General features: G+C 35.0%; 23 protein-coding genes. 13 read left to right on the forward strand and 10 right to left on the reverse strand.

What is annotated here, in order from left to right; genetic code table 11:
- Window positions 1-203: 203 nt before the first annotated feature.
- The 5 genes from topA to M0Q24_RS09195 all read left to right on the forward strand — a co-directional run bounded on the left by topA (window position 204) and on the right by M0Q24_RS09195 (window position 5,566).
- Window positions 204-2,429, forward strand: coding sequence for a type I DNA topoisomerase (gene topA / locus M0Q24_RS09175; RefSeq protein ID WP_295049978.1), 2,226 nt, complete (start codon window positions 204-206; stop codon window positions 2,427-2,429).
- Window positions 2,430-2,458: 29 nt separating this feature from the next.
- On the forward strand, window positions 2,459-2,980 hold the full coding sequence (locus M0Q24_RS09180) for a YfcE family phosphodiesterase (protein ID WP_295049980.1): 522 nt from the start codon (window positions 2,459-2,461) through the stop codon (window positions 2,978-2,980).
- A complete protein-coding gene (locus M0Q24_RS09185; RefSeq protein WP_295049982.1) occupies window positions 2,977-3,822 on the forward strand; it encodes a biotin synthase in 846 nt (281 codons plus the stop codon). The genes M0Q24_RS09180 and M0Q24_RS09185 overlap by 4 nt, the downstream gene beginning before the upstream one ends.
- Window positions 3,823-4,056: 234 nt before the next feature.
- Window positions 4,057-5,217: a cation:proton antiporter gene (locus M0Q24_RS09190; protein WP_295049983.1), complete on the forward strand. Its 1,161-nt coding sequence runs from the start codon at window positions 4,057-4,059 to the stop codon at window positions 5,215-5,217.
- Window positions 5,210-5,566, forward strand: coding sequence for an AMMECR1 domain-containing protein (locus M0Q24_RS09195; protein WP_295049985.1), 357 nt, complete (start codon window positions 5,210-5,212; stop codon window positions 5,564-5,566). The genes M0Q24_RS09190 and M0Q24_RS09195 overlap by 8 nt, the downstream gene beginning before the upstream one ends.
- A gap of 118 nt (window positions 5,567-5,684) precedes the next feature.
- Here the strand turns inward: M0Q24_RS09195 and M0Q24_RS09200 are convergent, their stop codons facing one another.
- Window positions 5,685-6,650, reverse strand: coding sequence for an NAD(P)-binding domain-containing protein (locus M0Q24_RS09200; protein ID WP_295049987.1), 966 nt, complete (start codon window positions 6,648-6,650; stop codon window positions 5,685-5,687).
- 64 nt (window positions 6,651-6,714) lie between these two features.
- On the opposite strand from M0Q24_RS09200, the gene M0Q24_RS09205 reads away from it, so the two are divergent.
- From M0Q24_RS09205 to M0Q24_RS09220, 4 genes are read left to right on the forward strand one after another with little or no spacing between them, the layout of a single operon-like run.
- A complete protein-coding gene (locus M0Q24_RS09205; RefSeq protein WP_295049988.1) occupies window positions 6,715-7,083 on the forward strand; it encodes a hypothetical protein in 369 nt (122 codons plus the stop codon).
- Window positions 7,084-7,087: 4 nt separating this feature from the next.
- Window positions 7,088-7,669 carry a class I SAM-dependent methyltransferase gene (locus tag M0Q24_RS09210; protein WP_295049990.1) on the forward strand — a complete coding sequence of 194 codons (582 nt, stop codon included), beginning with the start codon at window positions 7,088-7,090 and terminating at the stop codon, window positions 7,667-7,669.
- A complete protein-coding gene (asnB, locus tag M0Q24_RS09215) occupies window positions 7,669-9,318 on the forward strand; it encodes an asparagine synthase (glutamine-hydrolyzing) (RefSeq protein ID WP_295049992.1) in 1,650 nt (549 codons plus the stop codon). Before M0Q24_RS09210 ends, asnB begins: the two co-directional genes overlap by 1 nt.
- Window positions 9,319-9,354: 36 nt before the next feature.
- Window positions 9,355-10,791 carry a sensor domain-containing diguanylate cyclase gene (locus tag M0Q24_RS09220; protein WP_295049994.1) on the forward strand — a complete coding sequence of 479 codons (1,437 nt, stop codon included), beginning with the start codon at window positions 9,355-9,357 and terminating at the stop codon, window positions 10,789-10,791.
- On the opposite strand, the gene M0Q24_RS09225 is transcribed toward M0Q24_RS09220, so the two are convergent.
- From M0Q24_RS09225 to M0Q24_RS09250, 6 genes are read right to left on the reverse strand one after another with little or no spacing between them, the layout of a single operon-like run.
- Window positions 10,788-11,669 carry a class I SAM-dependent methyltransferase gene (locus M0Q24_RS09225; protein ID WP_295049996.1) on the reverse strand — a complete coding sequence of 294 codons (882 nt, stop codon included), beginning with the start codon at window positions 11,667-11,669 and terminating at the stop codon, window positions 10,788-10,790. The genes M0Q24_RS09220 and M0Q24_RS09225 overlap by 4 nt on opposite strands.
- Before the next feature lie 9 nt (window positions 11,670-11,678).
- On the reverse strand, window positions 11,679-12,137 hold the full coding sequence (locus M0Q24_RS09230) for a response regulator (RefSeq protein ID WP_295049998.1): 459 nt from the start codon (window positions 12,135-12,137) through the stop codon (window positions 11,679-11,681).
- Between the two features lie 13 nt (window positions 12,138-12,150).
- A complete protein-coding gene (locus tag M0Q24_RS09235; RefSeq protein ID WP_295050000.1) occupies window positions 12,151-12,639 on the reverse strand; it encodes a chemotaxis protein CheX in 489 nt (162 codons plus the stop codon).
- Entirely contained in the window at window positions 12,639-14,828 is a 2,190-nt protein-coding gene (locus M0Q24_RS09240; RefSeq protein ID WP_295050002.1) for an ATP-binding protein, read from the reverse strand. The genes M0Q24_RS09235 and M0Q24_RS09240 overlap by 1 nt, the downstream gene beginning before the upstream one ends.
- 9 nt (window positions 14,829-14,837) lie before the next feature.
- Complete coding sequence (locus M0Q24_RS09245) at window positions 14,838-17,141, reverse strand: TonB-dependent receptor (RefSeq protein ID WP_295050004.1); 2,304 nt, start codon at window positions 17,139-17,141, stop codon at window positions 14,838-14,840.
- A gap of 5 nt (window positions 17,142-17,146) precedes the next feature.
- On the reverse strand, window positions 17,147-17,653 hold the full coding sequence (locus M0Q24_RS09250) for a YfiR family protein (RefSeq protein ID WP_295050005.1): 507 nt from the start codon (window positions 17,651-17,653) through the stop codon (window positions 17,147-17,149).
- A 168-nt stretch (window positions 17,654-17,821) separates the two neighbouring features.
- Between M0Q24_RS09250 and arsC the strand changes: the two genes are divergently transcribed.
- Window positions 17,822-18,175 (forward strand): arsenate reductase (glutaredoxin), encoded by a 354-nt coding sequence (gene arsC / locus M0Q24_RS09255; RefSeq protein WP_295050007.1) that lies wholly within the window; start codon window positions 17,822-17,824, stop codon window positions 18,173-18,175.
- A 6-nt stretch (window positions 18,176-18,181) separates the two neighbouring features.
- Here arsC and M0Q24_RS09260 read toward each other — a convergent pair whose 3' ends face one another.
- From M0Q24_RS09260 to M0Q24_RS09270, 3 genes are read right to left on the reverse strand one after another with little or no spacing between them, the layout of a single operon-like run.
- Entirely contained in the window at window positions 18,182-18,736 is a 555-nt protein-coding gene (locus M0Q24_RS09260) for an iron-sulfur cluster assembly scaffold protein (RefSeq protein WP_295050009.1), read from the reverse strand.
- Window positions 18,737-18,738: 2 nt separating this feature from the next.
- Window positions 18,739-19,191, reverse strand: coding sequence for a dCMP deaminase family protein (locus M0Q24_RS09265; RefSeq protein ID WP_295050011.1), 453 nt, complete (start codon window positions 19,189-19,191; stop codon window positions 18,739-18,741).
- The gene (locus tag M0Q24_RS09270; RefSeq protein ID WP_295050013.1) at window positions 19,181-20,017 is read right to left on the reverse strand and encodes a peptidylprolyl isomerase; all 837 of its coding nucleotides are present in this window, start codon (window positions 20,015-20,017) and stop codon (window positions 19,181-19,183) included. The genes M0Q24_RS09265 and M0Q24_RS09270 overlap by 11 nt, the downstream gene beginning before the upstream one ends.
- Before the next feature lie 148 nt (window positions 20,018-20,165).
- Between M0Q24_RS09270 and gltX the strand changes: the two genes are divergently transcribed.
- From gltX to M0Q24_RS09285, 3 genes are all read left to right on the forward strand, one after another.
- Complete coding sequence (gene gltX / locus M0Q24_RS09275; protein WP_295050014.1) at window positions 20,166-21,554, forward strand: glutamate--tRNA ligase; 1,389 nt, start codon at window positions 20,166-20,168, stop codon at window positions 21,552-21,554.
- A gap of 19 nt (window positions 21,555-21,573) precedes the next feature.
- A complete protein-coding gene (locus M0Q24_RS09280; RefSeq protein WP_295050015.1) occupies window positions 21,574-23,343 on the forward strand; it encodes an ABC transporter ATP-binding protein in 1,770 nt (589 codons plus the stop codon).
- A 139-nt stretch (window positions 23,344-23,482) separates the two neighbouring features.
- Window positions 23,483-23,821: a hypothetical protein gene (locus tag M0Q24_RS09285; RefSeq protein ID WP_295050017.1), complete on the forward strand. Its 339-nt coding sequence runs from the start codon at window positions 23,483-23,485 to the stop codon at window positions 23,819-23,821.
- Window positions 23,822-23,937 lie beyond the last annotated feature (116 nt).

A 23,937-nucleotide genomic window follows, 5' to 3' on the forward strand; every position in this document is an offset into this window, starting at 1 on the left:
CATAATAAATCCTTTTCTATGGAAGAGCCTTTCGCTCTTGTTTTGAGTTTTTAATCTCGGCTTCCTTGCCTTGATGTTAGGTAAATCGACACTGTAAAAAATAACTTTAACAAGTTTGCAAACTTATCAAACTTTTACTATTTTATTTTTTTGTGCTAAACTTCGCCACTTAAAAATCACTATACTATATATAGGAAAACTATTTGAAGCTAATCATCGTCGAATCACCCGCAAAAGCAAGAACTATTAAAACTTTTCTAGGTAAAGGTTATGAAGTCATTGCATCTAAAGGTCACATCAGAGACCTCCCAAAATCTCGTTTTGGCATCACTGTAGATGAAGACAACCAACTCGTCCCAGCTTATAGCGTTGCGAAAGAAAACGCTGCAATTGTCAAAGAGATAAGAGAGCTTGCAAAAAAAGCAGATACTATCTACATCGCGACCGATGAGGACCGTGAGGGTGAAGCTATTGGTTGGCATATAGCTCACGCTATAAAAAAAGACCCCGCAGAGCTTCCTCGCATCGTCTTTCACGAAATCACAAAAACTGCAATAACCCATGCACTCGAATCTGCAAGAAAGATAGATATGAGCATGGTAAATGCTCAACAAGCTCGCCGTATGCTTGACCGCGTTGTGGGTTATAAACTATCTCCACTTCTAAGTTCAAAGATCCAAAAAGGACTCTCTGGTGGTCGTGTTCAGTCTTCGACTCTAAAACTTGTAGTAGATCGTGAGAGGGAGATAAAGGCTTTTATCCCAGTAGAGTACTGGACGATCGACACACTTTTTAAAAAAGATATAGAAGCTACTCTTATAAACCACATGGGTGATAAGCTCACAAAACTATCAATTGAGAACAAAAACGATGCTACTTCTATAGTTAAAAGTGTAGAAGCAGACTCATTTGTTATCTCAAAGATAGAAACAAAACAGAGAAAAACTTCAACTCCTCCACCATTTATGACTTCAACTCTGCAACAAACTGCATCTAGTAAGTTAGGATTTACTCCTAAGAAAACTATGATGGTAGCTCAAAGCCTCTATGAGGGAGTAAAAACTCCTGATGGAACGAGTGGTGTTATCACATATATGAGAACTGACTCACTAAATATGGCAACAGAAGCAGTAAATAGCGTTCGCGACATCATAGAGAAGAAATTTGGCAAAAAGTACCTGCCAGATGAGCCAAAGTTCTATGGTAAAAAAGCAAAAGGTGCGCAAGAGGCGCACGAAGCCATTCGCCCTACTATGCTAGAGTTTACTCCAGAAATAGCACAGAGTTTTTTAAAGCCAGATGAGATCAAACTCTACCGTCTGATCTATGAGAGATTTATGGCTTGTCAAATGAATGATGCATTATTTGAGCAAAACAATATCATCTTTACTGGAAAAAACAACGAGTTTCGAGCAAGCGGTAGAAAACTTATCTTTGATGGTTTCTATGCAGTTTTAGGAAATGAAGACAAAGACAAACTTCTTCCAACTCTAAAAGAGGGCGACAAAGCCGAGATCCAAAGCATAAAACCTGAGCAACACTTTACTGAGCCACCACCAAGATACTCAGAAGCAAGTCTCATTAAAAAACTCGAATCTGAGGGAGTTGGTCGTCCATCAACTTACGCTCCAACTATTGCGACTCTAAGTGGTCGTACTTATGTAAACATAGAAAAAAAACAAATAGTTCCAACAGAGATGGCTTTTACTGTAACCGAAATGCTTGAGAAAAACTTTGCAAACATTGTTGATATATCTTTTACTGCTAATATGGAAGAAAAACTAGACGAGATCTCAGAAGGTCAAACAGATTGGCAGAAACTTCTAAGTGACTTCTACTTTCCTTTTATGGAGCAAGTTGCTGAAGGTAAAGAGAAGATTGTCTCACTAAAACTTGCAAAACCACTAGGGAGAACTTGTCCTAAGTGTGGTGAACATGAACTTCTTTTGAGATCTGGTCGCTTTGGAAACTTCGTAGCTTGTAGCGGTTTTCCAAAGTGTAAATATACTGAACAAGTTGATGAAGACGGTAACAAAGTAGAAGTAAAGCAAGAAAAAAGTGGCGATATTTGTGATAAATGTGGCAAAGAGATGATTATAAAAAATGGAAGAAATGGACAGTTTTTAGCTTGTAGCGGTTATCCTGAGTGTAAAAATACAAAAAGTATAGATGTTGAGACACAAGTTAGCAAGACTCCTTGTCCTGATTGTGGTGGTGAGATAAGTCTTAAAAACTCTCGACGTGGACCTTTTTGGGGCTGCGCAAATTACCCTGATTGTAAGTTTATCTCAAAGTTTGAACCTACTACTATCAAGTGTAAAGAAAAAGGCTGTAAAGGTGTTTTAGCACCAAGAGTTTACAGAAACAAAGATGTTTATGAGTGTGTAAAGTGTAAAACTCGTACACCTGCAGAAGATATAAAGGCTTAAGCAAAAGCATCTCTCATAAGGAGACAAAGTTGAAAATAGGCATTATTTCAGACACTCACTCAAAAGTAAAGATGGCAAAAGATGCTATAGACTTACTTATAGAAAATGGCGCAGAGTTTATTATCCATTCTGGGGACATTGGAGAGAGCGAAACTTTAGACTATCTAGAAAATTGCTCAGCTCCTTATGTGGCTGTTTATGGCAACAACGATGCACATTTAGCCGAGTTTCACTCAAAGTATAACTTAGTCCAAGAGCCTTACTACTTTAAACTAGCAGATACAAAGTTTAAACTTATGCATCTTCCTTTTTATATGTCTGGTGATGCAGATGTGGTAATCTTTGGACATACTCATACTTTTGAGAGTGACTTTAAAGGCAAGACTCTTTTTTTAAATTCTGGTGAAGTTTGTGCAAGAAACAAACCCATTTCAGAGTGTGCAATGCTTGAAGTTAGCGATAGTCATTTTAATGTTAGCTATTTTACTAAAGACAAAGAAGAAAAAAATTTCAACAAAAAACTATTTTCATATGAAAGAATTAAATCATGAATAAAGAGATATTTCTATGTGCCATTTGTAATATAAACAGTGGAACATGTAACGAAGACTGTAAGTTTTGCTCACAAAGTGTAAGATATAAAGCAGATATACAGAGGTATAAACAAAAAGAGATGCTACACATCTTAGATGAAGCAAAAACTGCAAGAGAAAATGGAGCCTTGGGCTTTTGTCTAGTTACCTCTGATAAAGGGTTAAATAGCAAGACTCTTGAGTTTGTTTGTGGCATTGCAAAAATTTTAACAAAAGAAGTTCCAGAACTAAGACTTATTGCTTGTAATGGAACTGCCTCACTAGATCAGCTCCTAACTCTAAAAGATGCTGGTATCAAGGCTTACAACCACAACTTAGAGACTTCAAGAGATTTTTATCCTAAGATCTGCACTACTCACACATGGGATGAAAGGTATGAGACTTGTCAAAATGTAAATAAGTCTGGCTTAGTTCTTATAAGTGGTGGGATCTTTGGTCTTGGTGAGAGCGATGAAGATAGGATCTCGATGTTAAAGTCATTAGAGTCACTAAACCCAACTTCAGTTCCTATAAACTTCTACCACCATAATGAAGCACTAGATCTAGAGCCAAATCCGCTAGACATTGAAACAGCTTTTTCACTCATAAGACTTACAAGGAAGAGCATACCAAACGCAGAGAGAATTATGATTGCTGGTGGTCGTGGGCTTATGTTTGGAGAGAGACAAGATGAGATATTTCAGCACGGTGCGAACTCCATAGTTATAGGAAACTATCTAACAACAAATGGTAGAATATCAAGCAAAGATTTAGAGATGCTAAAATCATTAAATCTTAGTATTGCGAAAAAAGTTAGCTGAATGCTTTAAAGAGTTGTCAAAATAGATCCTGAATCAAGTTCAGGATGACGGTTTGTTTTGCTCAGGAAGACAGTCTATTTGCTCATGATGACAGTTTGTTTGATCAGGATGATGGTTTGTTTGCTCAAGATGATGGTTTGTTTGATCAGGATGACGCGTGTTTCGTCATTCCGTGCTTGACACGGAATCTAGTTTATAGATTAATGAGATAGTTTAACTAATAAAAGGATACTTATGCACGATAATGTTGTTTTGATAATTACTATCTCACTTATCATCATAACTACTCCTTTTTTTGCAAAACTCCTAAAACTTCCAACTACTCCTATAGAGATCATCTTTGGATCAATTTTAGGATATGTAGGTTTTTTACATACCGAGCATCTCTTTGAAATAGTTGCAGAACTTGGATTTTTGTACCTTATGTTTATAGCTGGAACTGAGATCAACCTCAAAAAAGTCCTTAAAACCCCTAAAGAACTTATGAAAAAAATCGTACTCTATCTCATTATTCTTTACGCTTTTTCAATCCTTATCTCACTCTACTTTAACCTTGGAAAAATCTTTATGGTTCTTCTTCCTCTTATCTCGGTCGGACTTATTGCGAGTCTCTCAAAGGAGTATGGAAAAACTCCGTGGTTAGGACTTTCTATGACTGCTGGAGCCGTTGGCGAGGTTGTGAGTATCGGCTTTTTAACACTCACTTCAGCCGCAATTGAGTCTGGTTTTGGAAGTGGGCTTATAAAGACTATACTAGCTCTTATCTTCTTTTTGCTCTTTATGTTTTTACTCTTTCGTGCAATGGAACTTCTCTTTTGGTGGTTTCCAGGAGTCTCAACATCTTTGATGCCAGTTGATGATAACAAAGAACAAGATATTCGCCTCTCTATGGGAATCTTCTTTTTACTCGTTGGAGCAATGCTCTACTTAGAACTCGAACTCGCCTTTGGAGCATTTTTAGCAGGGATCTTTATACCTACGTTTTTTGAACATAAACACGAACTGCCCGAAAAACTTGCCTCTTATGGATTTGGGTTTTTGATTCCTATATTTTTCATCTACATTGGGAGCTCTTTTGATCTAGCTGCTCTTACTATGGATGGACTTATCTATAAAGCTTTAGTTATTGCAGCCTTTATGATTATTATGAGAGTTATTGCATCTTTAGTTTTTATCAAAGAGTTAGGGCTTATAGACTCTGTACTTATGGGCTTGTCTCACTCCATGCCACTCACTCTTCTAATTGCTATGGCAACACTTGCATATCAAGGCTCAAGTATAGATACTCTTCACTATTATGCTTTTATCTTAGCGGCATTGTTTCAGGTTATAAGTGTTATGATTATCATCAAACTCATAAACAATTATAAGTTAAAGGGGGATGCAAGTGTCTAGATCTGTGCTTTTACAACTTGCTCGTGAGTCCATCCAAGAGGTCTTAGAATCTCAAAGAACCATAGATAAAGCTACCCTTTTAAATGAACATCCACTGCTCAATGAAAAGATACAAACAACACTAAATATCTACTTAGATAATGAGTTAAGAGGCTCTTGTTCCTCTACATCTGCACAAAAAAGTCTCTTAGAAGAGATCATCTATAACGCTAAAGTTGCAGCATTTGAAGATAAAAATTTCTCTCCACTCACAACTTCTGAATACTTAAGTTGTGAGATAGAACTAATCCTAAACACTCCAGATGGAGTAATGAGCCAAAAAGATGAAGCTATACTAAAAGAAGGTTAGCCTCGTTCCCATCGCTCTGCGTGGGAATGCATACTAATAAATACACACAAATAAATATACGCTCCAACGCAGAGCATTGGAGTGAGGGCAATCTTAAACACTCCGAGTGGAGGGAGAGTTAACTCTCCTTTAATCTGTCTCCACCTTGTATAAAACACGCTATTGCGTAGCCGTGATTTAGCCCTAGAGCTATACTTCCACCTCGCTCTTGCGTGATATCTCCAGCTACAAAAAGACCTTTTATGTTTGTCTCATAATCTTTGTCGTGAACTGGCTTTCCATCTATCTCTTCTATGCCCGATGCACTTAAAAAACCACTAGGTGTTGTTCCACCAATAGCAAATACTACCCTATCAAAGATCTCAGGCTCTATCTCTCTATATATAACCTTTACCTTGCCATCCTCATCTTCAAGTCCATCTATGTTTATGCCAAGTATTGGTCTTACTTCTTTGTGGATAATAGCGTTTGCGATATTTGTTTGATTTGTTGGGTTTGCTCGTCTAAATGTCTCTCTTCTGTAACAGATAGCTACATCATTTTTCTCACTAAGATCTACCGCATACTCAACTGCACTATCTCCCCCACCAACTACAAGGATCTTCTCGCCCTCACTACAGCTCTCTAGGGAGTAAACTATCTTATCTTTTATGCCCACTGGAATAGGATACTTCGGCTTATTTACTTTTCCCATCCTCCCAATAGTTACAACAACATTTTTGGCTCTGATGCTCTTTCCTGCCAAAAATATTTCAAAATAGTGCTCTTTTTTTACAACAGACTGAACCTCAACATGCGTTTGAAGTTCCACTGAGTGGCGATCTAGTAGCTCATCAAAGAAGTCTAATGTTGTCTCTTTTGTTCCATCTACAAAAAAGATCCTACCATCTAGCTCAACTTCTTGCCCCTTCCAGTCCTTATCTACTCTTTTGTTTTCTTTGTAATACTTTCGTATAGTAGAGTTATGGTTTTGATCCTTTTCTAGTAAGACTATATCCTTTATACCTTGCATATAACTCTCTATAGCCGTTGCTATCCCTGCTGGACCGGCCCCTATTATGGCTAGATTGTACAGATGACTCATAAAAACTCCTTATATTTGTAAAATATTTTAACATATTTTAGTATGTTTGTTATATACTTAGAGAATGTATTATGTAATCAAAAAACAACACGCAACACCCTTATCTACCTTTATTGGTTTTCCTGTAGGGAAATTTATTGCCTCAAAAAACAGTGACAATGTTATCTTTGAGTTTCAAAAAGATGGCAAACCTCTTAGAAAGTGGGTTAAAAAAGAGGATATCGTTCTTCTTACTGACAATAAAGAATATTATCAAAAAACTCTTAAACATTTTAGTGAGATAGAATCTACTCAAAAAAAGTTAGTAAAAGAAGCGCAAGAACACTTAAAGAAGTCTATGGAAACATTTACTGAAACTATGCATACAGAGATAGATGAGTATGAAGAGTTAAGAGATAGTTCTGATATTCCTTGTATGCTAAAACATCTATAAAAATATGCCTCGTATAGACAATAATAAGTTTTACACTTCTGCTATGGAACTTCATGGGGTGAGCGCCAAAGGTGTAAACTGGAACTCTAGTGATTCTCAAGATCTAAGATTTAAAATCATCCTAGATCTACTTCCACAAAACCTTAGTGAATTTACTTTAGCTGATGCTGGTTGTGGATTTGGAGATTTTTATCTCTATGCAAAAAGGGAAAATAAACTTCCAAAAGAGTATATCGCTATAGACTCCATAAAAGAGATGGTGGAAATAACTAAAGAGCGTACACAAACCCAAGCGATTTTAGCCGATATCTGCAAAGATCCACTCCCCTTTGCTTCGTACTATATCTGCAGTGGGGCAATGAACACACTAGAACTTTTTGAGACTCATCTTTTTATGCAAAACTGCTACGCTTCATGTGAAGAAGGTTTTATTTTTAACATACTTCATGGATCAAAAAAGAGCAAAACATACAACTACTTAACAATTAGTATTATAAAAACAATGGCATCTGAGATTGGAGTTAGAGAGATTAAATTTAGAGAAGACTATATGAAAAATGATATAACTGTAGGTTTTTTTAGGTAATGTTTGATTTTTTTGGACTTGCCAAAGAAGCAGATCTCTTAGCATTAAAAGTTGTCTTTGATGGAGAGATCTACAAACAAAAAGAACTAAGAGAGAAGCTAAAACAAGTAGATGCACAAAGTGATGAGGAGCTGGTTCTTGCATCATACTTAAAGTGGGGAGCTGACTTTGTAAAGTATCTCGATGGTAACTTTAGGATCGCTATTTATGATAAGAAAAGACTATATCTTTATCGTGATAGGTTTGGCACAAAGCCTCTATTTTTTATGCAAAAAAACAGAGATCTTATCTTTGGATCTAGCCTAAAGCGTATCACTCCTTTTCTTGAGAGAGTGAGTATGAACAAAGATGCTCTGCTCTCTTATCTATCATTTTTAGCACCAACTACTCCTTATACTTTTTTTGATGGGATCTACAAACTTGGCCCATCTGAGTATCTTGTTTTTGATGGAGATAGCTATGAGATAAAAGAGTATTTTAACCTCCTAGATACAAAACCAGATCTCATAACAGACAGGGATGAAGCCTTACACAAGTTAGAGAAAACTTTAAGAGAGTCTATAGGTACAAGGCTAAACGGTGTTACTGCTTCACTTCTCTCAGGTGGCATTGATAGTGCGAGTATTTGTGCTTTTGCAAAACAAAGGGGAGTAGATCTAGAGACTTACACCGTTGGCTATAAAGAGTTTGCTAAGTATGATGAGAGAGAAAATGCTAAAGAGAGTGCTGATTTTTTAGGTTTAAATAACACCACTTTAGAGATCACGCAAAACGATTTTATAGATGCAAGTGAAATGGTTTTAGACGAACTTTATGAACCACTAAATGATCCGGCAGCCATTCCTCTTTATCTTCTTTTTGAGAGAATCAAAAAAGATGGACATAGTGTTATCCTAAGTGGAGAGGGAAGCGATGAGCTTTTTTTGGGTTATAGGCAATATTTTGAGTTCTTAGATATAGAACAACTTAGATCTCTAAAAAACAAAAACTATCTTAAGAAATATTTTCGCTCAAACTACTCTAAAAATAGAGAGTGGGAGTACTACAAAAGAGTTTTCAATGAGACCTTACTCTTTCGTACTTCTGGGGAACTCTTTACAGATCTGCAAAAAAATTTACTTCTAAAGCAAAACATAAAAGACAACCATGCACTAAAATACTTTACAAAACATAGAGATTCTTTTTTGAGATCTTCTCATACAGATGAATCTTTTTGGTATAGCTATATAGATCTAAAACACTTTCAAGCTGAGCATTTTTTAGCAAAACTTAGCTCTGTGAGTAGTCTTAGCTCTATAAAAACAAGAACTCCTTTTTTGGATAAAGATCTAGCCTCTTTAGTCTTTAGTATCTCTCCTAATCTTAGGTATGAAAATGGTGTTACCAAAGAGCTTTTAAAAGAGATTATGAAGCCACATTTAAATGATCAGATACTCAAAAGAAAGAAGAAAGGATTTTCAAATCCCTATCTAGAATATCTCATAAACTCTAAGAAGATCTCACTTATAAAAGATGTCAATAATGAAACAGGAATGTTTAAAACCAAAGAGCTAGACGAGTATATTGCAAGTGCCTCAAAGAGTGGATTTAAGCAACACATTTGGGGTCTTTATGTACTTAGCGTTTGGATTAAGAAATGGATGCTCTAAACAGGCTATAATTCTCAACAATTTTAGGAAAAATATATGAAATCAAACTATAAAATAATAGCTATCATAACTCTTTTACTTCTGACCCTCTCAATAACTATCTCTGTTGTAAATTATATGGTTGCAAAAAATGAGACTCAAGCAAATTTAAAAACACAATCTCTTCCACTCTCTGTAGATAACATCTACACAGTTATCCAAAAACAGCTCATAGAACCTTACTTAGTAAGCTCTATGATGGCACATGATACATTTTTAAAACACTGGCTTCTACATGATGAGAGTGACTCTTTAAAGATCGCAAACTTTCTCTCAAGCATAAAAAACAAATATGGACTTCTTACTTCTTTTTTAGTCTCAAATGAGACAGGAAGATACTACACCCACAACGGTTTTTTAGAGAAGATAAATGAGAAAAACCCAACAAATGAGTGGTACTTTGAATTTTTAAAAATCTCTCAAAATCACGAGATAAATCTAGACTATAACTCTAACTTTACAGATAACCTCATCATGTTTATAAACTTCAAAATATATGATGAAAAACAGACATTTTTAGGCGTAACAGGCGTTGGTATCGAAGTTTCATATATAGATGAAATGTTAGATATGTTTAAGCAAAGGTACAACCTTGATGTTATGTTTGTAACCCCTGATGGTGAGGTAGTTCTTAGCAAAAAAAGCAAATATGTTAAGAGACATCTAAATGAAATGGAAGTTTTAAAAAACTATAAAGATCTTATTACAACTCAAGATGCAAATATGTTTGAGTATGAAAAAAATAGTGATGACTATATTATGCAAACCAAGTATATACCAGAACTTGGTGTATACCTGATTGTAGAAGCTTGTATCGATGACTTTGCATATAAGGCAAGAAATGTTTTTTATTTTAACCTTGCGATATCTCTGTTTTTTACACTTATCTTTGCTCTAATCATCATACTGATTCTTAGAAGTTATCATAAAAGATTAGAGAAGTTAGCTGACTATGACGCGTTAACAAATATCCCAAATAGACGAAAGTTCAATGAAGAGTTTGAGAGATTTTTATCCTTGCATCAAAGAGATGCTAGACCTATCTCGCTTCTGTTTTTAGATATAGACAACTTCAAATCTATAAACGACAAACAAGGACATCAAGCAGGTGATAAGATCTTAGTAAAGACTGCTGAAATTTTAAGAAAAAATATAAGAAAAACAGATCTTCTAGCTAGATGGGGTGGCGAAGAGTTTATAATCGCTTTTATAGATACTAACATAAATGATGCTTTGAATATCTCTCAAAAAATTAGAGAAGCTATAGAAAAAGACAGCAAATTAAAAGAGATAAGCTCTTATGGTGTTACTGCTAGTTTTGGGCTTACTGCTTGTAATGATACAGACTCTGTAGATAGCATAATCTCAAGAGCTGATAATGCTATGTATGAAGCAAAAGAAAATGGTAAAAACAGAGTGGTTTTATCTCGCTAGATCTTTCTTGCACTCAAAAAGAGGTAGTCTTTTCCAGTGATAACAACCCTATACTTTTTTTGCTGAAGATACTTTTTGCAAAAGTGAATATCTTTTAAAACTAAACTCATTTCACTAAAGCTATAATTTGGTGCTTTTGCACCATATATCATCTCTCCATCGAACCATCTTGAGTTTGGAAAACCAAGAATTATAGCTCCCCTATCTTGCACAAAGTTTTGATATAGATGCATAAACGAAGCGTTAAAATTTATGCTAGAACTTTGTAGGGTTCCTATGGATATAAGTAGATCTGACTTAGTTAGATCTAGCTCATCTAGAGCATTTATATCATGGCAAATAAACTCTATGTTTGGAGCATTAAACTCCTTTTTTGCGTACTCTATTGCTGATGCACAGTAGTCAACTCCAACAAAGTTTTTATCGCTAAATGCCTCTTTATTTAGCATTTTTTCTATCACTCTAAACTCATCGCCTCGGTTTATGCCAAGATTTAAAACTCTTTGTTTACTCTCAATACCAACAAACTCTAAGGCTTTTTTATAGTGGTATAAAAAGCTAAACTGCTTTGTTTTGTCAATCTCAAAAAATTCACTCTCTACTCCATACTTTTCATTGCTATTTTTTGACTTATGAAAAGAACTCTTCTCATCTAACTTAGAAAATCTCAAAACAATAGTATCTTTATCTTTTTGCAAAGGCATGAGCATTTTTAAAAAAAAGACCTGAGCTAGATCTACAAAAGATTTAAAACCAAAAGAGTCCAAATCACTCTCTAAAATCTCTGCTTCAACTATCTCTTTGGGCTTTAAGTGAAGAGATTCAAAAACCTTAAGAATCTCAAAAGAACTCTTAGATCTTAGATCAATACTCAGCATATAGCATCACTACTTTTCTTCCTCTGAGTTTGCTATATCTTTTTCATCTACTTCTTCTGTAGGTTTATCATTACTATGTTCGTAATAACTTTCATCTATAAACCTATGCAGAGGAAAGATTTTTTTGAGTGTATTTACTAGCTTTTCTTCGGTTATTGGTTTTAGCATATAGCCTCTAGCTCCAGCTTTTATAGAGTCAAGTACCATTTTTTCTTGTCCATGAGAAGTCGACATTATGATCCTTACATTTTGATCAAACTCTCTGATCTTCTTTACAGCTGTAATACCATCCATATCTGGCATAGTAATGTCCATAGTTATAAGATCTGGGCTATGTTTAGAACACATCTCTATGGCTTCTAAGCCATTTTTTGCTTCCCCTATAACTTCAAAACTTAGTTTTGTAAGAAATTTTTGCATATTTCTTCTTACTATTAGTGAATCGTCTACGATAAGTACTCTTGGCAAATTAACTCCTTTTTTAAAATGATTTCTTGAATGGATGAGTTATGGCTATATAAATATTTCCATAAATAGTTTCTATATTTGTAGTTAAAATTTTACTATTTTTGTCTTTAAACACTGATGACATCTCATCTATATAAAGAGGTGGCGTAATGTTAAGACTTGTGTTGTCGATGGGGTTTTTAATGGCATTACCAACTATAATGTTGATAAGCTCGCAAGATATGCTTTCTTTAATTTCGATGAGTTCTTCACCCTCTACCTCATCCCCTTGTAAAAATATCTTTACTATCTCTTCAAAGAGTGTTCCATCGTAACCCATAGCTACATAGACTTCTATAGATCCTGTTGTAGCTAGAAGTGAGGAGTTTTTTATGGAGGTGGGATTTGTAAAGATTTTACTACTTACCCCTTGTATTTTCGTTTGTATCTCTAGCTCACTCTCTAAATACTCAGCACTTCTATCTCTAAGTGGCAACAACAATCCTTTTAACATATCTTGCATTATCTCTCCTCGCATGGAATTATAAAAACAAATGTTGTTCCAACATCTATTTCACTCTTTATCTCTACTCTACCGCCGAGTAACTCAAGTTCAGCTTTTACAGCGCTCATGCCAACGCCTCTTCCAGATATATCTGAGATCTCATCTTTGGTGCTAAACCTATCATAAAAGATAAGCCCAAATATATCCTCATCTCTCATATTAAGAGCCTCTCTTGCTGATATAACATTTGACTCTTTTGCTTTTTGTAATAATTTTTCTTTGTTTAGCCCTGCTCCATCATCTGAGATTAGGATATATAAAGAGCCCTCTTTTTTCTCAAAACTACACTGCACAGTTCCCTTTTCATCTTTTTCTTTTTCCAACCTTATCTCAGGATCTTCTATACCATGATCTATGCTATTTCTAAATACATGAATGAGTGACTTTATAAAAGGTTTATACCCATCATCTATGCTAATGTTATCATCTCCGATAATCTCAAAATCATAGATCTCTTTTTCCAACCTCAAAGCTAGTTGATTTACAAGATTGTTATATGGTCTAAATAGGTTTATCAGTTTTGTTTTTGATAAATTTAAAATTCTCTCAAATAGATCTTTGTATTTTAAAGTGTTAACATCATTATCAAGCATATAAGACGCTACTTTTTCTTGAAGCTCTTGGAGACTCTCAAAGTTTATTTTTATATAGCTTGACTCTTTTAAAAACTCTTCTCCCAATATCTTACTAATAGTCGCTACTTCCGCCTCTAGTGGCTTTTTAAAGTCACTCTCTTTTAAAAGTCTTAGTAGATCTTCATTAGTTATCTTGCTCTCTTGAATCATCAAAGAGAGATTACTCTCGATCTCATGCAAAGCCCCAGCAACTTTTTGCATATAAAGTTGAGAGAAAGCACCTTTGAATGTATGTACTATGCGATAGATCTCATTAACATTACTTAGTGGAGTTTTTTTATCATCTACATAATTCTCAAGAGAGTTTATAAAGAGTCTATACTCTCTTTTTGTATCAAAAAACATCTCAGAATCACTAACTATCTCAACTATCATCTTAAGTATCTCTTGCTCTTTTTTTATCTTGTTTTCTAGTTTTTTGTTTGCTGTAATATCTGTAATGATAAGCATTACTTTAGAGTTTTCTATCATCTTATACTCTATCTTTAGAGTCTTTTTGTCTAAGTTAACCTCGATAGGAAGTAGTGATAAAATGCACTCTTGAAGCATCTCATCTTCTTGTGCTATTGCGTCAATTACTGTCTCTTCAAAGAGATCTCTTTCGTGTTTAGTCTTTAGTAAAACATCTGCAATATTTTTAGATCCAAGATCCTCTCCTAATAGTCTTACACACTCTTTTGAATACTCATCATCAATAAGAAGATCAGATCCAATAGATAAAAAGCCTTGTCCTGCATTATTTAGAAGTGATGAAATTTTTTGAGTATAAGAGTGAAGTTGTTCATTTTTACTCTCTATTGCTTCTATCATACTGTTAAAGCCATCAAATAGATCTTGAAATTCATCATTTCTTTTATCTTTAATGCGTAGAGAGTACTCGTTGTTTCGTGAGACTTCTCTCATGGTATCTCTTAGAGTAAAGATTGGAAGTGTAAAGATCTTTTGAACTTTAAATGCAAGAAAAACAATGATCAAAATAGTAATAAAAGCGACTAATAACTGAGTAATTAGCTGCTCAGATATGGTTTGAACTATCTCTTTTGTGTCTGAGATAATAACAAAAGATGCGATAAATTCACCCTCTAGATGTATTGGCACTCCCACAATAATATAAGAACTATCCAAATACTCAAATCTTTTTTTCATAGTGTGTTGTGTGTACAAAGAAGAGATCTTATCTTCCATAATTTTGTGCAGATCTATATCTTTTTCATATGAAGTAAATAGTGAGTTTTTTTCTTTAAAAAGATATGCGCCTTGTATATTTTGATTTAACTTTAATGATCCCAATAAACTCTTTGCACTCATAGCATCATCAAACTCTATTGGGGCTGTTAAATTTTCTGCTAAGATCTCTGCGAGTTGTACAAGATTGTTTACGCTATGAACTCTTTTTTTCTCCAAAGTATATGCGAATATAGCCATTGAAGATAGTATGATGGCTACAATAGCACTCAAGCTTAGCAGAAAAACTAGTTTGTGACGGATTGAGCGAAATTTTCCTTTTTTCATTCGTTTGCCTTAAAACTTCAGTGTAGCACGAGCATAATAGTAAGCTCCGCTATATCCAAATGGAGAGTACCTTGAATAAGGCTTTATAGCATCTCGTCCATAAAAATTGTTGATAGGTTGTGAGAATTTTTCTGGATATGCATCAAAGATATTATGACCACCTATTGCTACTTTAAATTTTTTTGTAAAAGCATAAGCGAGATCTAGATCTGCAGTCCATGACTCTTTAAATGTATATTTTTGATTGTCAATTACTTGTGAGTATGAGCCATAGCCTGAGAGATTTAACGTTATAGTTGTTTTTTGGATCTCATACTTATTTAGCAAACGCAAAGAGTGTTTTGGCTGTCCGTTTTCTATCCTATCTATCTGCTCTTTTGAGTTGATACGATTCATACCTGAATCATTAAAACTATCTACTTTATTTATGGAATAGTTGTACCATAAACTAGAATGAAGCTTGGAGTTACCCTCAAAATCAAATCTATGCGTTAGTTTTGCATCTATCCCTTGCGTAACAGTATCAACTGCATTTGTAAAAAACCTTGCTTTGTCGACTCCGTAAGTGTTTAGTATGGCTTGTTGGGTTGGCGAAGCTGTAGATCCACCAATTTCATTTGAGAGCATAATTCTGTCTTTTACCTGTGTGTAAAAATAGTCAAGCATAAAGTATGTAGCGCTTGTTGGTTGATAGACTCCACCAATTGTTAAGTGTTTTGATTTTTCAGCTTTAAGTTTTTTTGCGCCTAATGCTTTAGAGATCTCTTGTTCTGGTCTAAAAGTTCCCTCCATCTTCCCACCAAAAGTAGAAGTGTGCGAGTAGTTTGACTGTGCCAAAGATGGCGCTCTAAAACCTGTACTAATAGAAGATCTAAAAAGAAGAGTCTCAATAGCTTTGTAGCCCATTGATAGCTTAGCATTTAGCGTTTGGCCAAAATCACTATAGTTCTCATATCTTGTAGCTCCCTCTAGCGATAAACTCTCTATTGGCGAGTAGATCCCATCAACATACAAAGCATAGTTTGAACGTGATGCGTCAACTTCATTTTCTGGTCTATAGCCTGCAAAACCTTGAGATATACCATTTGTGTAGGAGCTTGCATCTCCTTTTTTAACAACATAGTTTTCATAACGATACTCCCCGCCAAAAGCGAGTTCAAACTTATCAAACATATGTTTTAAATCAAGATTTGTAGTGTTTTGCATAAAACTAAGCTCTCCAAGATTAAACGAAGTCGGCGAAGATGCCGCGTAACCATAGTTCATGCTATTTCTTAATTTATAGCCTATTTCATTGTAACCATATGTATTACTTAGATCCCACTCTGTATCTTTGTACTTTCCTTTTGCTCCAAGAACAAAAGAGTAGTCTAAGATCTCGGCTTCTATTATTGGTAAAAAACCGTTTGAGTATATTGCACTTGTGTTTGCATCGTGAGGTCTAAAAAACGCACTAGCTTCACTCTCTCTATAATTAAAAAGAGCATTTGAATAAAGAGTAAGATCATCAACACTAAAGCTTTCTGCATTTAAAACTAAGTTTAAGTTTTTTGCATCAGGTCTACCAGCATGTGTTTTTACAGATGCAGGGCTAAGTCTTCTGTCTTTTCCTGCTCTTTGAGTCTGCTCTTCATCTTTTGCACTAAGAGAGAGGTTTAAAAATCCATCATATTCTAAAGGAATAGAGACAAAACCACCAGCTTCTAAACCTTTTCCATCTCCTTTATCTCTAATGCCTATGTGCGAAGATATCTCATTTTGATGACCAAAACCTTTTAAGATGATGTTTATTACGCCACTTATAGCGTCAGATCCGTACTGAGCGGCTGCACCATCTCTTAAGATCTCGATCTTATCAATTGCCACAAGTGCAATTGTGTCTAGATCTACACCGCTTGAACCTCTCCCTATAGTGCCATTTACATGTAAAAGTGCCGAGGTGTGAACTCTTTTTCCATTTACTAAAACAAGTACTTGATCTGGCGACATTCCTCTAAGAGTAAAAGCTCTTACATGATCACTTCCATCTGCCACAGAAGTCTCAGGAGCGTTAAACCCAGCTACAAAGTAACGCATAACATCGGTTAGTGAGGTTAGTCCTGAGTCTTCTATTTGAGTGTGAGTTATAACATCTACGGGAGAGCGAGATTCTAAAAAGTTTTTAGCACCGCTTCTAGATCCAACATCGGCTTTTAGCTCACTTCTCATATCTAGTAGATCTTGTAAATCATCATCCAAAGAAGCTTCTGCAAAAAGCTCTGAGCTTAAAAAGATAGCTGCAAATAGAGAGAGAAATTTTTTATACTTTAACATCTTTATTAGCCTTTGATTACATCTGCGATTTGTAGTAGTGATGATTTGATTTGTAGGTTTTGCTCTTTAGCACTTGTTAGGTTGATCTTTAGTTTTGGTTTTTGAGATGCAAAATATATCTGCACTATTCCTTTTTTCTCAGCAAATCCTCTAAGATCACTAATAGTTAAAACATTAGTATTTTTAAGTTTTAGCAAAATTTCATCAAGTTCTATAGAAGTAACATTTGAGACATACAAAACATCTGTTTTTTGTATCTCTTTTATGTCTGATATATATCTAATCTCTACATTTTTACCTTTGATCTGCTTGCCTTTATAGACTTGCTCCAAAGTATCTCCAAAAGAGTTGTGTAACATTGTGATGATAAAAGTATCACGACTCTCATCTTCCCATGTGATAAACTTAGCTATTTTGCCGATGATCAAGGCTTGGATCTTGTTTTCTGACTCATATGAAAATAGTGAAGTTGTAAAGAGTAGAAAAAATAAAAAAAACATTGGTTTTGACATTAAGAGAGGGTTCCTTTAAAATTGATAGTAAATTATATGCTTGCTTATTACTAGTGATTGTATGTCCAAAAAGTATCACAAAAGTATCAATTTGAATTTTACAAGAAAATATAAAGCCTATAAGATATACTTTCTAATTAATATTGCAAAACTATAAAAGGAAAATTTATGCATGAAGTTACTATTTGGTATAACCCAAATTGCTCAAAATGTCGTGAAGCTTTGGCTATTTTAGATGAAAATGAATGTGAGATTGTTGCTGTTGAGTACTTAAAAACAATCCCTACAAAAGATGAGATCACAACAGCTCTTACTATGCTTGGAATGAACCCTAGAGAGCTTATGAGAACGAAAGAAGAGATCTATAGTGAGCTAGATCTAGGAGCTGAAGATGACTATGACAACTTAGTCGACGCGATGATAAAACATCCTATACTAATAGAACGCCCAATAATCTTTAAAGACTCAAAAGCGATCATTGGACGACCAACATCTGCTATAGCTAAGTTTTTACAAGGCTAAGACGCTCTAAGCTTTTTTGCTTTTGTCTTTTTTGACAAAAGCACAATCTCCGCTTGAGTAAGGACAAGTTTTTACTATGCTCATCTCAAAGTGATCCTCTTCTATGCCCTCTTGTTTTCTATCATAGTGACGCATTGCAGCACGGAATGCTGTTAGGATAATATTTGCGCTATCTTGATGTGCAGTTGAGATGTGCTCAACTTGCTCGCCCTCTGGCTTGCTTGTATCTACCTTTGGTTTCTCTAAGTTTGCATATGACTCTTTTAGATCTTCTTCAAGTCCATGGACTGTAACTAAGACATTGACTATTGACTCACCTTTTATCATCTCACTAAGAAGTGAGCCTAGAGTAGCTGCGTCTGGGCTTGAGGCATTGGTTCCAAACTTTACATCTAAGATGTGAGAGCTATCTCTTTTTAGATAGATGATTGCGTATGTTTTTGTTGCGTTATCTATACCAATACCAACACAGTCAGGATCTCGCATATCCCCATAGTTTTGGGGTTGGAGCATATGTCTTCCTATCTCCGCTTCTAATTCTTGTTGTTCTTTGTCTTGCATATTTAACCCTCTACATTAGTTGATGAAAGCTTTTCTATACTAACACCATTATCTTTTAAAAATTTTGAAATAACCTCTGAATGAGTGTGCTCATACTCTTTTGCATAAACAATTCTTTTTATCCCACTTGCTATGAGATTTTTACTACATTCACTACAAGGTTCTAATGTTACATAGATAGTTGCATCTTCTATAGAAATACCCTTTCTAGCCGCCCAAATGATGGCATTCATCTCTGCGTGGATCTCATAAGTTTTTGACCACTCATGATGCTCTTTTGTATACTCATCTTTCCAATAATCACAACAGTTTGTAAAACCTGCTGGTGTGCCATTGTAACCAGTGCTTAAAATTCTGCCATCTTTCACAATGACTGCACCAACTTGCTTTGAGACACACTTAGATGCTGTTGATATCTCTGTTGCAATGTTTATAAAGTTCTCATCACTCAACATTTCTAATCATCTTTATATCAGCATTATGGCGAAGTCTTGCAAAGTAGTTACCTAAAACTTGTTCTCTTTGTTCTGACATCATCATATTCATAACTTGATTTTTTACACTCTCTATATCTGCTTCTTTTGCCGGTTCTATCTCTTTAATATAAAAACTCGCATATGCGCCTTTTCCATTTGGGACAACGGGTGTAAAACTGCTTAGCGGAGTGCTCTCTAAAAGTTGTGCTAACTCTGGAGCAATTCTATCGTATGGAAGATTTTGCTCAGAGCTTGTTATATCTGGAGAGTAAAACATTGGGTTGTCTATTTTTTCTTGAAGTCTCTCTTTATTTTGTGCATTATATATAACGACATTAAAACCACTTGGATGTACAAATGCCTCTTTGTGAAGAGAGTAGTAACTCTTTATCTCATCGTCACTTGGCTCTTCTATAACACTATAAGCAATAGATGAATATAATTTTTGAGAAAGAAGTTTCTCTTTAATTTTTTCTTTTAACTCTACCGAAGTCAAGCCATTTGATTCTCTGATAGCTTCATAAAATTCATTCACATTTAGACCATTTCTTTCTGCTGATTTTTTTATATCATCATAGACTTCACTACTATCAACTGTGATTTTTCTCTCTTGTACTTCTTGAAGCTCTAACTTTTTTCTTATAAGAGCATCAGTAGCAACCACGGCATCTACCCTTGAGAGTTGCATCTCTTTTTTTATCTCATGAAGGGTTATCGCATCACCTTGCACTACAACTGCTACACCATCTATCATTTTAGCTTCTAACGATAAAGCTAGTAAAATTGTTAAAACTATTTTTTGCATCTGTTATCCTATAAATTAAAGATGTAATTTTATCTATTTTTAGCCAATACTTGCCTAAAGTGGACTCAAACTCTAGACTTTTACCATATATTAACAAAAAACTCTCTAAAATCTCACTACTAAACTTCTTATAATAAAAGGCTCTTTCATGGTTGTTACTCGTTTTGCTCCATCTCCTACAGGTTATCTTCATATTGGTGGTTTAAGAACCGCTCTTTTTTCCTATCTTTGGGCTAAAAAAAATGGTGGAAAGTTTCTTCTTCGCATTGAAGATACAGATAAAGCAAGAAACTCACAAGAGGCGGCAGATGCCATTCTTAAGGCTTTTGAATGGTTGGGTTTAACGCATGATGAGGAGATAGTTTATCAATCACAAAGAGATGAGATCTACACTAAGTATATCAAGCAACTTTTGGATGAGAAAAAAGCATATAAATGCTATATGTCAAAAGAGGAACTAGCAGATCTTCGTGAGACTCAAATGGCAAATAAGCAAAGAACTATGTATGATGGAAGATTTCGTGATTTTGAAGGAGTTGCACCCGAAGGAATCGAGCCAGTTATCCGTATAAAAGCACCTCAAAACACAGAAATCATAGTTCGCGATGGAGTTAAGGGCGATGTTAAATTTCAAGCAAATGACATACTAGATGACTTTGTAATTGCAAGAGCTGATGGCTCACCAACCTATAACCTTGTTGTAGCAATAGATGACCATTTAATGGGTGTAAATGAAGTTATCCGCGGGGATGACCATCTCTCAAACACTCCAAAGCAGATAGTTATCTATGAGGCTTTAGGCTTTGAGATCCCAAAGTTTTACCATGTTCCTATGATACACAATGCAGAGGGCAAAAAACTCTCAAAAAGAGATGGAGCTACTGATGTTATGGAGTATAAAAACATGGGCTACACTCCTGAGGCACTTCTAAACTTTTTAGTTCGTTTAGGCTGGAGCCATGGGGATCAAGAGATCTTTAGTATGGAGGAGATGATAACTCATTTTAACCCTAAAGATATAAACAAATCAGCTTCTATCTATAACACTCAAAAGCTAGACTGGTTAAGTGCTCACTACCTTAAAAATAGCTCTAACAAAGTCTTAGCAGATCTACTTAGTGAGTTTGATCTAGTCTTGACTTCACACGATAAAAAAGAGATCTTGCTAGATGTTATAAAAGAGCGTGCAAAGACTTTAAAAGAGATGGCAGAACTAACTAAAGAGATCTTAGCAACTCCCCGTTTTTATGATGAAAAAGCTGTAAAAAAGGCTTTTAAAGAGGACTCTGCGGATATTTTAAGTGCATTTAGCCTAAAACTTCAAAACTCAGATGAGCTACATCTTCCAAGTGACTACCACGATGCTATGCAAGAAGTAGTAGATGAGATGGCTATTGGTTTTGGAAAGATTGGTCAGCCTTTACGCGTGGCACTCTTAGGAAAGATGAGTGGTCCGGGACTAGATGAAGTTATGGCTATCATTGGGAAAAATGAGACTATTTTGAGAATAAAAAACGCACTAGATGCAAACGCTTAAACTCGGTTTGTGGTAAAAGATGAAAGAGTCAAAAATTACCATAAAGAGCATCTATAGGCTCATTTTAGATAACAAACCATCTCTTATATATGGTCAAATCATAACACTTCTAGCTATCTTAGTTAGCATCCCAATCCCATTGATGCTTCCTATTATGGTAGATGAGATCTTGCTTGATAAGCCTGCTTTTTTTGTAAATAGCATAGACTCTCTACTTGGATCTACAACTGCATTTTACTACATAGCAATAGTTACTTTAATGGTCATACTCCTTAGGTTTATCTACTACTTTTTTGGCGTTATCATAACTAGAGTCTTTACTAAGATCTCAAAATATGTAACATATATGATAAGAGTTAGACTTATAGAACATCTCAAAATCACCTCCATGAATGAGTATGTAACTCTTGGATCTGGTGCTATTACTTCAAATCTTGTCACAGATGTAAACACACTTGATAACTTTATCATCACAAGTGTGAGCAAGTTTATCTCATCTCTTTTAACTCTTGTTGCAGTTGGCGTTGTAATGATCATCATAGATCCGATTTTAGGGATCCTCATCCTTATAGTTCAGCCTCTTATTATGATACTTAGTAAAAAAATGGCAGCCATCACAGGAAAGTTAAAAAGAGATGAAAACAATGCGATAGAGGAGTTTCAAAATAACTTAGGAGAGACACTAGACTTGTATGCTCAGATAAAAGCATCAAACAAAGAAGATTACTTTTTTAAAGAGGCGACAAGCCATGCAAAGAGAGTGCAAACTACTTCAAATGAGTATGGATACAAAAGCGTAGCATATGAGAAACTCTCCTACACTATCTTCTTAGTTATGTTTGAGCTTATCCGAGCCTCTGGACTTTTACTCGTTGCATATAGTGATCTTAGCATCGGAATGATGTTTGCGATGTTTGGCTATATTTGGTTTATTATGACTCCTGTTCAAGATATTTTAACTATGCAATATAGCTACGCATCAGCTAAAAGTGCCTTGAAAAGAATAAACAAGATCTTAACCCTAAAGACTCAAGTAAGTGGAACAAAAGAGATCCAAGCCAGAGATGTAGATATATCTTTACGAGATCTAAGCTTTGCCTATGCAGATGAAAAACTCATACTAAAAAATATCAGCCTTGATATAAAGGCAAAGAGTAAAATTGCTTTTATTGGAGCTAGTGGAAGCGGTAAAACAACCTTGGCTCAAGTACTCTCTGGTTTTTACGAGAAGAGTAGTGGAGAGTTAAAATACAACTCTTTAGCCGTTGAGGAGATTGATAAACGCTCACTTAGACAAAAGGTCTTTTTAGTATTACAGATGCCAATTCTTTTTAACTCAAGCCTAAGGTTTAACATAACAATGGGCGATGAACATGTTAGCGATGAAGAGATACATAAAGCTTTAGAGATTGCACAACTCAAAGAGATGATAGAGCAGATGCAAGAGGGTCTTGATACTATTGTTGGTCGTCATGGTGTTAGACTCTCAGGTGGACAGAGACAGAGGCTTAGCATCGCTAGGATGATTATCGCAGATCCAAGCGTAGTTATCTTTGATGAGTCAACCTCCGCACTAGATGTTCACACTGAAGCAAAACTTCAAGCCATAATAGAACCGCTTCTAAAAGAGAAAACTGTTATTACCATAGCACACAGACTCAGCACTGTTAAAAATGTAGAAACTATCTATGTTTTAGATGCAGGCGAACTTGTTCAAAGCGGAACTCATGATGAACTAGAAGCCGAAGAGGGTTACTATATGGAATTTGTAAAAAAACAATTGATTTAGTTTAAGATATATACTTTGCTTTTTTTTTACTTATATAGATTTTAGAACTTAAAAAAGATAGCATCTTATTAACATTAAATTGCTAAACTTCATGAAGCAGTTACTCTAAAGTAACTACATAAAAATCAAAGGCTTTATCATGAAGTACTTATCGTCACTACTATTAATCCCAATCTTTGCTTTAGCATCATCAGATAGCACTCCTATGACGCCACTTGAGCATAGCTCCATTCATGGCTACAACAAAGCTCCGCTTGTAAATATCAAAGTTGATCAAAAGAAGAGAGAACTTAGAAATATTGATGAAGCACAAGCAAGAGAGATAATTAAAAAAGAGACTAATGAAGAAGCTACTGATATAGATCTTACACATGTTGGAATATACTTAGTATACAAGGCTAAAACAAAAAATTATAAACTTCAAATCAATGCTATTGATGGTGTTGTAATGAAAAAAGAACCTATAAAGAGAGTGTAAATCTAACTGTGTAAACCTTAAAAATTGAATTTATTTGATATAGTCATCAAGTGAATTATTTATAAGGATTTACACATGAGTTTGATAAACCACGAAGAGCTAAAAAAGCAAATTAA

This window comes from Sulfurimonas sp., assembly GCF_023228785.1.
GTDB lineage: Bacteria > Campylobacterota > Campylobacteria > Campylobacterales > Sulfurimonadaceae > Sulfurimonas.

Coding starts and splice junctions, on each gene's coding strand:
- M0Q24_RS09210 (WP_295049990.1), top strand. CDS start 7,088: ATGCCTCGTATAGACAATAATAAGTTTTACACTTCTGCTATGGAACTT.
- M0Q24_RS09250 (WP_295050005.1), bottom strand. CDS start 17,653: ATGTCAAAACCAATGTTTTTTTTATTTTTTCTACTCTTTACAACTTCA.
- M0Q24_RS09235 (WP_295050000.1), bottom strand. CDS start 12,639: ATGCAAGATATGTTAAAAGGATTGTTGTTGCCACTTAGAGATAGAAGT.
- M0Q24_RS09225 (WP_295049996.1), bottom strand. CDS start 11,669: ATGCTGAGTATTGATCTAAGATCTAAGAGTTCTTTTGAGATTCTTAAG.
- gltX (WP_295050014.1), top strand. CDS start 20,166: ATGGTTGTTACTCGTTTTGCTCCATCTCCTACAGGTTATCTTCATATT.
- M0Q24_RS09285 (WP_295050017.1), top strand. CDS start 23,483: ATGAAGTACTTATCGTCACTACTATTAATCCCAATCTTTGCTTTAGCA.
- M0Q24_RS09245 (WP_295050004.1), bottom strand. CDS start 17,141: ATGTTAAAGTATAAAAAATTTCTCTCTCTATTTGCAGCTATCTTTTTA.
- M0Q24_RS09200 (WP_295049987.1), bottom strand. CDS start 6,650: ATGAGTCATCTGTACAATCTAGCCATAATAGGGGCCGGTCCAGCAGGG.
- M0Q24_RS09240 (WP_295050002.1), bottom strand. CDS start 14,828: ATGAAAAAAGGAAAATTTCGCTCAATCCGTCACAAACTAGTTTTTCTG.
- arsC (WP_295050007.1), top strand. CDS start 17,822: ATGCATGAAGTTACTATTTGGTATAACCCAAATTGCTCAAAATGTCGT.
- M0Q24_RS09205 (WP_295049988.1), top strand. CDS start 6,715: ATGTATTATGTAATCAAAAAACAACACGCAACACCCTTATCTACCTTT.
- M0Q24_RS09280 (WP_295050015.1), top strand. CDS start 21,574: ATGAAAGAGTCAAAAATTACCATAAAGAGCATCTATAGGCTCATTTTA.
- M0Q24_RS09260 (WP_295050009.1), bottom strand. CDS start 18,736: ATGCAAGACAAAGAACAACAAGAATTAGAAGCGGAGATAGGAAGACAT.
- asnB (WP_295049992.1), top strand. CDS start 7,669: ATGTTTGATTTTTTTGGACTTGCCAAAGAAGCAGATCTCTTAGCATTA.
- M0Q24_RS09185 (WP_295049982.1), top strand. CDS start 2,977: ATGAATAAAGAGATATTTCTATGTGCCATTTGTAATATAAACAGTGGA.
- M0Q24_RS09265 (WP_295050011.1), bottom strand. CDS start 19,191: ATGTTGAGTGATGAGAACTTTATAAACATTGCAACAGAGATATCAACA.
- M0Q24_RS09190 (WP_295049983.1), top strand. CDS start 4,057: ATGCACGATAATGTTGTTTTGATAATTACTATCTCACTTATCATCATA.
- M0Q24_RS09270 (WP_295050013.1), bottom strand. CDS start 20,017: ATGCAAAAAATAGTTTTAACAATTTTACTAGCTTTATCGTTAGAAGCT.
- M0Q24_RS09220 (WP_295049994.1), top strand. CDS start 9,355: ATGAAATCAAACTATAAAATAATAGCTATCATAACTCTTTTACTTCTG.